Below are 12,546 nucleotides of genomic sequence, written 5' to 3'. Positions count from 1 at the left end.
TTTCGTGCTCCGGTGGCCGTTCGTCCGCCGCCCCGTTTACCTGCATTTCTGCTGTTCGCCGCGAGCGCGAGGCAGAGTTTGTGCGAGAATGCGCCGCACAGTTGCCAGGCACGGTCCGGCGCGCTGAACAAACCGATTCACAGGAACGTTATGAAACTCGATAAAAAGCTGGCCATCGCACGCAGGAACCAGGATCTGGGCGGCGCTGTGCTCGGCGTCAACAACACCCATTTCGCCGTGCTCGACCACAAGCGCAATATCTGGTGGTTCGACCTGCCCGTCCCGCGTCTGCAGGTTGGTCAATACGAGTGGCTGCACTTGCTGATGTACACGCCTGAAACAGATCAGCTGCTGCACTTGAAAGTGACCACCGTGTTCATGCGTGACCACATCGAAGGCCTTGAAGTGCGCAATGCCGATAAGCGCAAGCCCACCGTCAGCCTGGAACTGAGTGCCGACAAGGACTCCTGGCTCAAGGACATGCGCCCCAAGGGCAGTAACCTGAGCTTTGCGGGCTTTCTACAGGACTGATCACGCCGCGAACGCTGGACTGTGGGAGGCCCCACCACGTCTTCGACGTAGCGCTATCGCGCAGCAAACTTAGTGGGAGCGGACTTGTCCGCGAATGCAGTATTTCAGCCACTGCATATGCGTCGGATGTACTGGCCTTTTCGCGGACAAGTCCGCTCCCACAAAATCGAGTTCCTTCAGTGGGTTACAGGTTGTTTGATAAGAGGCGGCTCGCCGGCGATTCAGTCGGCTCGGTTTGTCAGCCAAACCGACGCGCCGCCAGATACCCCGCAGTCCCCGCCAGTGCCGACACCACGGTGCCCCACGCCAGATCCACCAATGCCAGTTGCGCAGGCCAGCCCTGCAGCGTGGCCCAGTTGGTCAGGTCGTAGGTGCCGTAGGCAATCAGCCCCAGCAGACCGCTGTACAGCGTCGCCCGCCCCAAACGTTGTTCCCTGAGCGCAGGCATCACCCCGAATATCACCACACCCGCGCCATACAGCAAATAGAACGCCACCGCAGGCCCGATAACCGGGGTTTGCAGCATCAAGGGTCCCAGCCACTCGCGGTACGTAGGGCCCATCAGCACCCCCAGCCAGATTCCATCCAGCACCAGAAACGCCAACAGCGTGCCGACGTAAGCCGTGACGATCGTTTTCAAAGGCATGTTCATGGGGCGTCCTTGAGGATTTCGACGGCAGAAAGCCCTCGTATGAGGGTATGACCTTTGATAATCGCAAAATGATCCTCCAGACGGCAGGACTTTTAAGGAGTTACGGGAGTCAGTGTTAATTAGCGTTATGGAGTTTGGCGAATGAACACTGCGGGTCCTTTTAAAATCGATGTATGGAGCGACTACGTCTGTCCCTTCTGTTATCTGCAACTGTCGGTGCTTGAACAGCTTCAGCACAGCTTTGGCGAGCGGCTTGAATTCAACTGGCACGCCTTCGAACTGCGCCCCGACCCTATCGCCATGCTTGACCCCGATGCCGATTACTTGCGTGCCACCTGGTCACGCTCCGTGCTGCCCATGGCCGACAAACGTCAGGTCGTGATGAGGATGCCCACGGTTCAACCCCGTAGCCGCAAGGTGCTTCAGGCAGCGGCTTTCGCCAGAACGGCGGGACGTTTTGCCGATTTCCACAAAGGTGCGTTCAAGGCGTTTTTCGAGGACGGGCTGGACATTGGCGAGACGCCGACACTGCTGGAGCTGGGCCATACCCTCGGTCTGGACAGGCAGGCACTGGAAGATGCGCTCATCGCCAGCGAATACGAAAAAATAGTGCTCGATGATCAGGCGCTGGCGCAGAAATTGGGGTTGAGGGCAGTACCGGTCGTACTGCTGCGGCGCAGTGAAGAAACCCTTGAGCAGGCCAGGGTGTTCAACGGCACGTTGCCGTTCAACCGTTTGAAGCAGGAAATCGACAGGCTGTCCGTCCGGGCCTGACCTGCGCTGCATCAAGGCAGTGCGGTCAGCCCCTGATCACTGTCAGACCAGATCGATACGATCGGCGTGGATCACGATCTGACCCTGCTTGTACAACGCACCGATGGCTTTCTTGAAGTTGCCTTTGCTGACGCCGAACAAACCACTGATGACCTGCGGGTCGCTCTTGTCGCTGACCGGCAAGGTACCGTTATTGTCACGCAGCTTGGCCAGGATCTTCGAGTTCAGACTGCTCGCCGCTTCGGCACCCACCGGTTGCAGACTCAGGCTGATGTTGCCGTCTGCACGGATCTCCTTGATGAAACCCTTTTCCTGCTTGCCGGCGCGCATGAACTTGAACACTTCGTTCTTGTGGATCAGGCCCCAGTGCTTGTTGTTGATGATCGCCTTGAAGCCCATGTCAGTGGCTTCGGCCACCAGCAGGTCAACTTCCTGACCGACGCTGTAGTTGGCAGGCGTCTTGTCCAGATAGCGATCCAGACGCGCCGTGGCGGTGATGCGGCGGGTGTGCTTGTCGAGGTAGACATGCACCACGCAATAGTCACCGGCCTGCAGCGTGCGCTTCTCTTCCGAATACGGCAGCAGCAGGTCCTTGGGCAGACCCCAGTCCAGGAACACACCGATGCTGTTGACTTCGACCACTTTGAGGCTCGCGAACTCGCCCACTTGCACCTTGGGCTTTTCAGTGGTGGCGATCAGCTTGTCTTCGCTGTCCAGATAGATGAAAACGTTGAGCCAGTCTTCATCTTCGCTGGGGACATCCTTTGGGATGTATCGATTGGGCAGAAGGATTTCACCATCCTGCGCACCGTCCAGGTACAGACCGAAGTTAGTGTGCTTGACCACTTGCAAGCTGTTGTAGCGCCCGATTAAAGCCATGTGCAGATACCCTCATTACGTGGGGCGTATTCTACCCGACTTTGCGCCGACGTTCGCGCTGCGAGGCAGGGCGCCGACACTGTGGGCAGGCAAATGAGATTCCGGACGGGAACGTGGCTCTCCACTCGTCAGTTGGATGCACCGATCTGGCGCACATGATATCGGGTAGCCAGCAAACAAGGTCATGAACTTCATCAGGGAAAACAGTCGCTTGGCGGTTCTATAAACAGAAAACAGTTGTTTTGACGCGAGTATCCCTTCTTTTTGGCTGCCAGATTCGCCAAGCAATGACCGAGGGTTTCCTGTACGATGGCTGGCCGTATTACGTTTATGAAGGTAAATGGCAGCCATGCGTATCAAAGCATCCCACTCGAAAGCCAAGCCCGCACCAGCCGTTGAAACGAGCGACTCGATCAACGCACAGATTGCGGCTTTCCTGAAGTCCGGCGGCGAAATCCAGCAAATCGCCAAAGGCGTGAGTGGCCAGACTTTCACACCGTCCAAGCAGATCAACCTCGGCAAGAAGTAACACCCCCGCCTTGCTCGTCGATCTCTATGCGCCTTGACCTTCAGGGCGCTAGATTGACTATCCTTCGCTGGATATTCCTCCTGTCACGCTGCTACTCTCTTGTCTGATATCACTATGACCACGAGCTGGATCCTGCTCGGGTAGTTGTCTCATTTGCGGAATGCTCGAATGAAGAACTGGATGCTTTTCGGCGCTCTTTTGTACCTGGGTGGCTGCGCATCGCATCACTGCGAGAACGGTCCCAATGACAGTCAGCTCACCGACAGCCCCTGCCGGGCCGGTCACCTGCTGTATCAGAACGACATGCTGCAGGCCAAGCTGCTGATCAGCGAAGACAACCGTGAAAACTACGAACTGGCCGAAGCCATGCTGCGCCGTGCCGCGCTGGATGACGCGTCGGGCGAAGCCGAGTTCTATCAGGCCGTTCTGCTGATACGCCAGCAGGCTGACCACAAACAGATCATCGATCTGCTGCAGACTGCCGCCGCACACAAGCACCCGCTGGCCATCGCCCTGCTCTCCCAGCAACTGAGCATCAGCGATCCGAAACGCTCGGAGCATTACCGCAATGAGTACGCCGAACTGGATGTGGCCAAGAGCGGCTACCCCTCTTTTGAACAGGCACTGGTGGTGATTCGCGGGCTGGTCATTCCCTCTGCACAGGCGACTGCGTCCAACTGACACACGACGAATCGACGAACGGCGCCCTGCGCCACGATTTCGACGGTATCCTTGCGAGGCTCTAGCACGCGGCTTGTGTCGGGCTTCCGGGCCATTTCTCGATACGCCATTCCTGACCACACTCCTCGACACACTAAGGAGTGAGCCATGCTCAGCCATCGCTTACATGCGTTGACCTTCAGCGCCCTGTTCATCAGTCAGTCCATATCTGCCCAGGTTCTGGAGCGGGATCTGGGTGATTTCGACCTGAAACTGGCTACGACCCCCACGCGCAGCATGGCGCAGGGCCTGGTCACACCCAGTGGCGGCTCAGGCTCGTTTCATGGCGGCATGGACCTGACTCACGACAGCGGTTTCTATTTCGGTCAGTGGGCACCCAACATGGGCTTCACGCCCGACAGCGCGCTGGAAGTCGATTCCTACATGGGCTTCAAGAAACCTTTCGACAATACGCTGGGCTACGAGCTGGGCATGATTCGCTACAGCTATCCGGACACCAGCCAGATCGACAGCCACGAGTTCTATGCCGGATTGCGGATGCTCGACAGTCGGGTGGGGGCCGCCTTCAGCAACGATGTGGGTTCGCGTGACAGCACGGTGTTCATCGATCTGGGTGCCATCGAGCGGCTCGGCATCGGCGTGCGCATGCAGTACGCCAACCATCAGTTCGACACGCCGCAGACCTCTGACGACGGCGGACAGATCAGCGGCTTCAATGACTGGTCCCTGAATCTCTCGCGTCCCTGGCTGGGCATCGACATGAACCTGATCTACAGCGGGTCGAGCCTCAGCGGCGGCGATTGCAGCGTGTACAGCGGCCACAATGCGCGTTGCGACGGCACCTTCACCCTCAAGGCCGTGCGTTCGTTTTTCTGATACCGCATCCCGGTTGAACCCCTTGGCGCTACACTCCTCTACTGCACAGCATCCATGCAGGTCAGTGCCCCCGAGGAGCGTTCATGCAGTCTCTGTTCAAAGCCTTCATTACGATGTTGATGGCCGTGTCGCTGCTTGCCGGGTGCAATCAGGTAGGTCTGGCGTATCGCAATCTCGATGTGATCATTCCATGGACGCTCAGCGACTATCTGGACATGAACTCCGCTCAGAAAGACTGGCTCAACGTGCGCCTCAAGCAGCACCTGAGCTGGCATTGCAGCACCCAGCTGCCGGAGTACCTGACCTGGCTGGACAAGCTGGAAGAGATGGTGAAAAACGATCAGGTCACCTACGAGGGTCTGGAAGCACGCACCCGTGAGGCCAAGGACGCCATCGCCAAGATTTCTCGCGAGATCACACCGTCGGCCGTCGAGCTGCTGAGCCGCTTCGATGACAAGCAGGTCGAGGAAATGCAGAACGCCTTTGCCAAGGACCAGCGCAAGCGCGAGAACAAATACCTGGATCAGCCTCTGGAACGCCAGATCGCCGAGCGCGCCGACCGTATGGAAAAGCGTCTGACACCGTGGATCGGCAAACTCAACCAGCCTCAGAAAGACCGCATTCAGGTGTGGTCCGCTTCATTGGGTGAACAGAACAAGGCGTGGATCGAAAACCGCACGCACTGGCAGAACCTGTTTCTGACCACTGTGCAGCAGCGCCAGTCCAGCGACTTCCCGCAGCGCATTGCCGCGTTGTTGCAGGATCGTGAGACGTTCTGGACCCCGGAATACCGCAAGGCATACGACCAGACCGAGAAGGCGGCGATCTCGCTGATTGTCGACATCACCGCACAAAGCACCCAGGAGCAGCGGGACCGCCTGCTGAGCCGGATCGCTGACATGCGCAAGGATTTCACCGATCTGAACTGCCTGAAAGCGGCGGGTGCAGCCCAATAGTCTTCGCGGGCGAGGCACAAAAACGCGCTGCACGCTGGCAGCGCGTACAGTCAACGGGGATCAGGCAACCTGAGCCTTGGACGCCACTTCATCGAACGTGGCCGGATCCAGCCCATCCTCTTGTTTATCCAAGACCTCACGCGGGTGGTCGTTGCCGGGGATACTGCTGTCGATCAGTGCCAGCAGGCTTGAACCACGCGGGGTGAGGATGAGCTTCGAACGCCCACTGTCTTCTTCTGGCGGGCGCGACTGAATAAAGCCACGGTTGGTCAGCAGCTCCTTGAGCTGTGCAGCTTCGGCCTGAAGGCTTCCAGAGTCGGCGACCGCCTCGCCTTCCGAGGCTTTAGCCGTGGTGTATTCCTGCGAGTCAAACGAACCGCCGCTGTTCTGCACGTCATGAAGCAGACGTTCGATAAGGTCCCAGTTGTAATTCATTGTAAAACCCTCCGTCCTGCATGGATGAACGGCTCGTGACATCCGGTCACAAGCGCCTGTCTCAACGTTGTGACAGGCGGGGTGTGCAGCCGTTCAGCCGAGGGTGCCAGGTGGCAGGAGGGAACGCGCAAGAAATGATCAGCTTACGCAGGTCTTACGGAGTGTACGCCGGGACGCGGAGCGTCCTGAGAGGCATTCCCACGCAGAGCGTGAGGAACGATCGGTGTGAGACTGATCGTGCCCACGCTCCGCGTGGACATGCATCCTGGGACGCTCCGCGTCCCATTGGGTCAGTACACTCAGGTCTTAAGTTCCGTACGCCAGGACCCGCTCAGGCTTATTCCGCCGCAGGCGCCGGGGTGGTGCGTTTTTTCAGGGGTGCCATGCCGTCCTGGCTGACCAGATCGGACTTGGGACGGTTGGCGGTCTTGCGCTTGGTCGGGCCTTTGGCGGCGACTTTTTTCTTGTCGCCCTTGGCGTCGGTCTTTTTCTTCTTCACGCCAACAGCCTTGCCCGACGCCTTGACCTTCTTCGGTCCGCCGTAGGTGCCTTTGACTTCCTTGATGACGCGGCGCTCGAAGCTCTGCTTGAGGTAGCGCTCAATGCTCGACATCAGGTTCCAGTCGCCATGGCAGATCAGCGAGATCGCCAAGCCTTCGCTGCCGGCACGACCGGTGCGGCCCACGCGGTGCACGTAGTCGTCGCCGCTGCGTGGCATGTCGAAGTTGATGACCATGTCCAGGCCTTCAACGTCCAGACCACGGGCCGCAACGTCAGTTGCGACCATGACCTTGGCACCGCCCTGCTTCAGACGGTCGATCGCCGCCTTGCGGTCTTTCTGGTCCTTGTCGCCATGCAGCACGAACGCCTTGTACTCCAGCGCCACCAGACGGCCATACAGACGGTCAGCCATGGCCTTGGTGTTGGTGAAGATGATTGCCTTCTGATAGGTCTCGTTGGTCAGCAACCAGTTCAGAACCTGCTCTTTGTGCACGTTATGGTCAGCCATGACGATCTGGTGACGTGTGCCGGAAGCCAGTTCGCTGACGTTGTTCAGCTGCAGGTGCTGCGGATCCTTCAGAACCTTGCCAATCATCTCGCGCAGGCCCGCACCGCCGGTGGTGGCGGAGAACAGCATGGTTTGCTCGCGACCGGCACATTCGCCAGCCAGACGCTCGACGTCTTCGGAGAAACCCATGTCCAGCATGCGGTCGGCCTCGTCCAGCACCAGCACTTCAACGTGCTTGAGGTCCAGATTGCCCGCGTTGAGTTGTTCAAGCAGACGGCCCGGCGTGCCGATCAGAATGTCCGGCACCTTGCGCAGCATCGCGGCCTGAGCCTTGAAGTCTTCACCACCCGTGACCAGACCCGCCTTGACGAAGGTGAACTGCGAGAAGCGTTCAACTTCCTTCAAGGTCTGCTGGGCCAGCTCGCGGGTCGGCAGCAGGATCACAGCGCGGATGTCCACGCGAACCTTGGCCGGGCCGATCAGGCGATTGAGGATCGGCAGGACGAAAGCCGCTGTCTTGCCGCTACCGGTTTGCGCAGTCACCCGCAGGTCGCGCCCTTGCAGTGCCAGCGGAATGGCCGCTGCCTGCACAGGCGTAGGCTCGACAAATTTAAGCTCGGCCACAGCTTTAAGCAGGCGTTCGTGCAGGGCGAATTCGGAAAACACGGGTGTTACCTCGACGAAAAACAAAAATACAGCTGCATAGCGTAACGGTTTCGAGCGCCGGGGCCGAGTTTCTTTACCACCAACGGCTGATTTTGTTTGGCGACGAGGGCATCAAACGTTGGCGTCGAACCTGAACAAACGCTGGCGGCACAAGGCATTCCGGCGATTTCCGGACGCGGGTCACAGTTTCCCCCGCGACCTTCAGATTCCGTTAAGAAACCGCTCGGATACTCCCCTTCACTCGCTGACTGGGACCTCATCAATGCCTGATATCGATTGGAACATCTGCCTGCCACTGAGCTTCGGCAGTCCTGACGCTGCACCACTGACCCTTTGCCACGCGCCGGTCGACGCCCCTCGGCGCAACGGGTTCGAAGCCTTCATTCAGGCCCGGTTCCAGAAAGCCCACGGCGCGAACATCAAGCAGTTCATGCCTGAGCTGTTCGGGCTGAGCGATGGCAGTGGAACGCTCTGTGCGGTCGCAGGTGCCAGACTGGCGACAACCGGGACACTGTTTCTGGAGCGGTATCTGGACGAGCCGATCGAGCATCAGGTGCACAGGGCCGCAGGCCGTCCGGTGGAGCGACAGGCCATTGTCGAAGTCGGCAATCTGGCAGCCAGCAACCTGGGCAGTGCACGGTTGAGCATCATCACCGTTACCTGGTTGCTGGCCATGTGCGGGCTGGAATGGGTGACGTTCACCGGCAACAGCGCGCTGGTCAACAGCTTCAACCGGCTGGGCCTGTGCCCGGTCACACTCGGCCCGGCCGATCCGTTGCGGCTGGGTGAAGAACGGCACGCGTGGGGCAACTACTACCAGACCCAGCCCAGCGTCCACGTCGGCGACATCGGCGCAGGCTTCCGCCATTTGAGCAACACGGGGGTGTTCGAACGATTTGGCTTGCCATTGGCGCTGGAGGAACATTGCCATGTCGCATGAACGTGAACTGTTTTGGCAGCGCCTGGAAAGTTTTGCCCACGAGCAGCCTCACCGGATTGCGCTCAAAGGCGACGCTGTGGAGGTGAGTTACGCGTTACTGATCGTCGAGATCGACCAGCGTCGACAACAGTTGCGACAGGCAGGCACCCGAGTGGTGGCGCTGATGCTGGACAACAGCCCCGACGCATTGCTGTGGGATCTGGCGATTCTGTTCGAAGGTTTGGGCTGCGTAACCCTGCCGCCGTTCTTCAGTGTCAGCCAGCAATTGCACTGTCTGGAGCAAAGCCGGGCGGATCTGGTCGTCGCCGAGCCTGCGTATCACGCACATCTTCAGGCTGCGCACTACGAAGTCAGCGCGGAAAACGGTCCGCTGTTCTGGCGTCGCACATTCACCACGCACTCCCTCATGCCGTCGGGCACCGCCAAGCTCACGTTCACCTCAGGCACAACAGGGACGCCCAAAGGCGTGTGCCTGAGTGCCGACAGCGTGCTGACCGTTGCCCGCGAGCTGTACGAAGCCAGTCGCCCGCTTCGACCGGAGAACTACCTGACCCTGCTGCCGCTGGCGATTCTGCTGGAAAACATTGGCTGCTATGCGGCGCTGTACGCAGGGGGCAGCCTCAGTCTGCCGAGCCAGCAGACTCTCGGCATCCAAGGCGCCAGCGGCGTCGACACCCGGCGTCTGCTGACCTGCCTGAATCAGCAACGCGCCGACAGCATGATTCTGGTCCCGCAACTGCTGCTGTTGCTGGTCACCGCCTGCGAAATGGCTGCGTTCGACGCCTCAATGCTGCGCTTCGTGGCAGTGGGCGGCGCACGCGTCAGTCAGGAATTGCTGGTTCGCGCCCAGGCGGCAGGCATTCCGGTCTACGAGGGTTACGGACTGTCGGAGTGCGCGTCGGTAGTGGCGTTGAACCGGCCCGGCGCGCAACGTGTCGGCAGCGTGGGCAAACCGCTGCCTCATGTTCATGTTCGCCTGGCTGAAGATGGCGAGGTGCTGATCGGCAACGTTCCAATGCTGGGTTATCTGGGTGAAACGCCGCCCTCCGACGTCTGGTGGCCGACGGGCGATCTGGGCGAGTTCGATGCCGACGGCTATCTGTACCTGAAAGGCCGAAAGAAGCACCAGTTCGTCACCAGCTTCGGGCGCAACGTCAACCCGGAATGGGTCGAGGCCGAACTCACCCAGAGCGGGCACATCGCCCAGGCATTCGTCTACGGCGAGGCCATGGCGCACAACCATGCACTGCTCTGGCCGCAACGCCCCGAGATGACCGACCTTCAACTTGCCGAGGCCGTCGCCCAGGCCAATCAACGCTTGCCCGATTACGCCCAAGTGAGCGACTGGACCCGCCTGCCGCAACCATTCAGCTCGGCCAACGGGCTGGCTACTGCCAATGGCCGACCACGCCGCGACGCCATTCTCGATCACTACCGCTCCCTGTTCATTTCGTCGAACCCAGCCGAAGGTATTTCATCATGAGTTTCTTCCAGACCCTGCAGGACGCCACGCAGCAGGAGCGCGAAACGCTGTTCAACCTGCCGATCATCCGCCAGGCATTGAAGGGCCAGGTCAGCCTGGAGAGCTACCGGGCCTTTCTGTCCCAGGCCTACTACCACGTGCGCCACACCGTGCCGCTGATGATGGCCTGCGGCGCCCGGCTGCCCTCCCGACTCGAATGGTTGCGTGCAGCGGTGTGCGAGTACATCGAGGATGAATACGGCCACGAACGCTGGATTCTCGACGACTTGCGCGCCTGCGGTGGCAATGCGGACGCCGTGCGTGACGGATCGCCCGCCACGCCCATCGAGCTGATGGTCGCTTACCTCTACGACCTGATCGCACGCGGCAATCCGGTCGGACTGTTCGGCATGGTCAACGTACTGGAAGGCACCAGCATCGCGCTGGCCACCCATGCCGCCGACAGCATCCGCGAACATCTGGAACTGCCCGCCGCTGCGTTCAGCTACCTGAGCTCGCATGGCAGTCTGGACGTCGGCCACATGGAGACCTTTCGCACGCTGATGGACCGCCTCGACGATTCACAGGATCAGGCGGCCGTGATTCACACCTCGAAGATCGTCTATCGCCTTTACACCGACATGTTCCGCGAGTTGCCGGGCGTGCTGGCACACGAACACAAGGAAAGCGCTTATGCGACTGTCTGATACCCGCGTCGTGCTGACCGGTGCCAGTGGCGGAATCGGCCTGGCGATTGCCGAGGCGCTGTGCAGCCATGGCGCGCAGGTGCTGGCGGTGTCGCGCAACGGGCAGCCGTTGCGCTCGCTGCTTGCCGCGTACCCCGACAACCTGCACTGGGTCGAAGCCGATCTGTGCAGCGAAGAAGGCCGCAAACAGGTGGTGGCAAGGGCGCAGGCAACGGCAGGCGTGAACCTGCTGATCAATGCGGCAGGCGCCAATCACTTTGCGATGCTGGAGCAGCTTTCGACCGACGACATCAACGCTATGCTGATGATCAACCTGCACGCACCGATTCTGCTGACCCGCGCGATGTTGCCGCTGCTCAGGAGCGCCGGGCAGGCCATGGTGGTGAATGTCGGCTCGACCTACGGTTCCATCGGCCACGCGGGTTATGCGACCTATTGCGCGAGCAAGTTCGCCCTGCGCGGGTTCTCTGAAGCGCTGCGCCGCGAGCTCGCAGACACACATGTCGGCGTCCTGTACGTTGCGCCAAGGGCCACGCGCACCACGATGAACAGCCCGGCGGCGCAGGCATTGAACGAGGCGCTGAAATCCGGTGTCGATGATCCGGCGTACGTGGCGCAAGCGGTGGTGCATGCCATTGCCGGTGACCGGCGAGACCTGTATCTGGGCTGGCCGGAGCGCTTTTTTGTGCGCCTCAACAGCCTTTTGCCCATGTTGGTCGACCGCAGCCTGCGTAAACACCTACCCTTGATTCGTCGTCTGAGCAGTACTCACCCGGAAGAGAAACAGACCTTATGAAAAGAATCGTGTTGGCCTTTGTCGGCCTGATCAGCCTGCCCGTGTGGGCAGCACTGGATGCACCTGACCAGAAACGCCTGGATACCATTCAGCAGGACTGGAGGCGCATTCAGTACGACCTGCCCAAGGATCAACGTGTCGCGGCGTTCGAAAAGCTGGCGACCCAGTCCACCGCTTTCGTCAAAGACCGCCCGACCGCAGCCGAGGCCTGGATCTGGTCCGGGATCGTCAACAGCAGTTGGGCCAGCGCCCAGGGTCCGGGGCTGGGCGCACTGGAAAAAGCCAAGCTGGCCAAGGCCGATCTGGAAAAGGCGCTGAGCATTGATCCTACCGCCCTGCAGGGCTCGGCCTACACCAGCCTTGCTGTGCTTTACGATCGCGTGCCGGGCTGGCCTCTGGCTTTCGGTGATTCGGACAAGGCCGGCGAATTGTTGCAGAAGGCGCTGAAAATCAACCCGGACGGCATCGACCCGCTCTACTTCTGGGGCGATCACCAGTACCGTCAGGGCAAGTACGCCGAAGCCCGCGATGCCTTGAACAAAGCCTTGAAAGCGCCACCCCGCCCAGGACGTGAGCTGGCAGACGCTTCACGCAGAAAAGACATCCAGACCCTGTTGGTCGATGTAAACAAGAAGCTCGACTGACGGAGCGAC

General features: G+C 60.0%; 15 protein-coding genes. 11 read left to right on the top strand and 4 right to left on the bottom strand.

The annotated features are described in order from the left end of the window. Positions 1-150 precede the first annotated feature (150 nt). Complete coding sequence (locus QRN20_RS19525) at positions 151-531, top strand: hypothetical protein (protein WP_004888248.1); 381 nt, start codon at positions 151-153, stop codon at positions 529-531. Between the two features lie 238 nt (positions 532-769). On the opposite strand, the gene QRN20_RS19520 is transcribed toward QRN20_RS19525, so the two are convergent. Next, complete coding sequence (locus QRN20_RS19520) at positions 770-1,171, bottom strand: DUF2177 family protein (protein ID WP_025994759.1); 402 nt, start codon at positions 1,169-1,171, stop codon at positions 770-772. Positions 1,172-1,324: 153 nt separating this feature from the next. On the opposite strand from QRN20_RS19520, the gene QRN20_RS19515 reads away from it, so the two are divergent. Beyond that, entirely contained in the window at positions 1,325-1,957 is a 633-nt protein-coding gene (locus QRN20_RS19515; RefSeq protein WP_122429737.1) for a DsbA family oxidoreductase, read from the top strand. Positions 1,958-1,999: 42 nt separating this feature from the next. On the opposite strand, the gene QRN20_RS19510 is transcribed toward QRN20_RS19515, so the two are convergent. Then, positions 2,000-2,836, bottom strand: a complete 837-nt coding sequence (locus QRN20_RS19510; RefSeq protein WP_004887568.1) for a CvfB family protein — start codon at positions 2,834-2,836, stop codon at positions 2,000-2,002. Between the two features lie 340 nt (positions 2,837-3,176). Here QRN20_RS19510 and QRN20_RS19505 point away from each other — a divergent pair, with 340 nt between their 5' ends. From QRN20_RS19505 to QRN20_RS19490, 4 genes are all read left to right on the top strand, one after another. Continuing rightward, the gene (locus QRN20_RS19505; protein ID WP_025994762.1) at positions 3,177-3,365 is read left to right on the top strand and encodes a PFL_1563 family small protein; all 189 of its coding nucleotides are present in this window, start codon (positions 3,177-3,179) and stop codon (positions 3,363-3,365) included. A gap of 168 nt (positions 3,366-3,533) precedes the next feature. Then, positions 3,534-4,046, top strand: a complete 513-nt coding sequence (locus tag QRN20_RS19500) for a hypothetical protein (RefSeq protein ID WP_004887565.1) — start codon at positions 3,534-3,536, stop codon at positions 4,044-4,046. Between the two features lie 147 nt (positions 4,047-4,193). After that, positions 4,194-4,922 carry a TorF family putative porin gene (locus tag QRN20_RS19495; RefSeq protein ID WP_029242484.1) on the top strand — a complete coding sequence of 243 codons (729 nt, stop codon included), beginning with the start codon at positions 4,194-4,196 and terminating at the stop codon, positions 4,920-4,922. An 83-nt stretch (positions 4,923-5,005) separates the two neighbouring features. Continuing rightward, positions 5,006-5,878, top strand: a complete 873-nt coding sequence (locus tag QRN20_RS19490; protein ID WP_025994765.1) for a DUF6279 family lipoprotein — start codon at positions 5,006-5,008, stop codon at positions 5,876-5,878. Between the two features lie 60 nt (positions 5,879-5,938). On the opposite strand, the gene QRN20_RS19485 is transcribed toward QRN20_RS19490, so the two are convergent. Both QRN20_RS19485 and QRN20_RS19480 read right to left on the bottom strand, forming a co-directional pair. Continuing rightward, a complete protein-coding gene (locus QRN20_RS19485; RefSeq protein WP_029242483.1) occupies positions 5,939-6,313 on the bottom strand; it encodes a hypothetical protein in 375 nt (124 codons plus the stop codon). Positions 6,314-6,650: 337 nt separating this feature from the next. After that, positions 6,651-7,988 carry a DEAD/DEAH box helicase gene (locus tag QRN20_RS19480; RefSeq protein WP_004887560.1) on the bottom strand — a complete coding sequence of 446 codons (1,338 nt, stop codon included), beginning with the start codon at positions 7,986-7,988 and terminating at the stop codon, positions 6,651-6,653. A 262-nt stretch (positions 7,989-8,250) separates the two neighbouring features. On the opposite strand from QRN20_RS19480, the gene QRN20_RS19475 reads away from it, so the two are divergent. From QRN20_RS19475 to QRN20_RS19455, 5 genes are read left to right on the top strand one after another with little or no spacing between them, the layout of a single operon-like run. Then, the gene (locus tag QRN20_RS19475; protein WP_029242482.1) at positions 8,251-8,928 is read left to right on the top strand and encodes a thermostable hemolysin; all 678 of its coding nucleotides are present in this window, start codon (positions 8,251-8,253) and stop codon (positions 8,926-8,928) included. Next, positions 8,918-10,411 carry an AMP-binding protein gene (locus QRN20_RS19470; protein ID WP_029242481.1) on the top strand — a complete coding sequence of 498 codons (1,494 nt, stop codon included), beginning with the start codon at positions 8,918-8,920 and terminating at the stop codon, positions 10,409-10,411. The genes QRN20_RS19475 and QRN20_RS19470 overlap by 11 nt, the downstream gene beginning before the upstream one ends. Continuing rightward, a complete protein-coding gene (locus QRN20_RS19465) occupies positions 10,408-11,097 on the top strand; it encodes an iron-containing redox enzyme family protein (RefSeq protein WP_122522221.1) in 690 nt (229 codons plus the stop codon). The genes QRN20_RS19470 and QRN20_RS19465 overlap by 4 nt, the downstream gene beginning before the upstream one ends. Further along, positions 11,084-11,893, top strand: a complete 810-nt coding sequence (locus tag QRN20_RS19460; protein ID WP_285361008.1) for an SDR family oxidoreductase — start codon at positions 11,084-11,086, stop codon at positions 11,891-11,893. The genes QRN20_RS19465 and QRN20_RS19460 overlap by 14 nt, the downstream gene beginning before the upstream one ends. Next, on the top strand, positions 11,890-12,537 hold the full coding sequence (locus tag QRN20_RS19455) for a tetratricopeptide repeat protein (protein WP_004887552.1): 648 nt from the start codon (positions 11,890-11,892) through the stop codon (positions 12,535-12,537). Before QRN20_RS19460 ends, QRN20_RS19455 begins: the two co-directional genes overlap by 4 nt. Positions 12,538-12,546 lie beyond the last annotated feature (9 nt).

Source organism: Pseudomonas sp. fls2-241-TYG-175 (assembly GCF_030209155.1).
Taxonomy (GTDB): domain Bacteria; phylum Pseudomonadota; class Gammaproteobacteria; order Pseudomonadales; family Pseudomonadaceae; genus Aquipseudomonas; species Aquipseudomonas viridiflava.
This window is presented reverse-complemented; position numbering and strand designations above follow the sequence as displayed.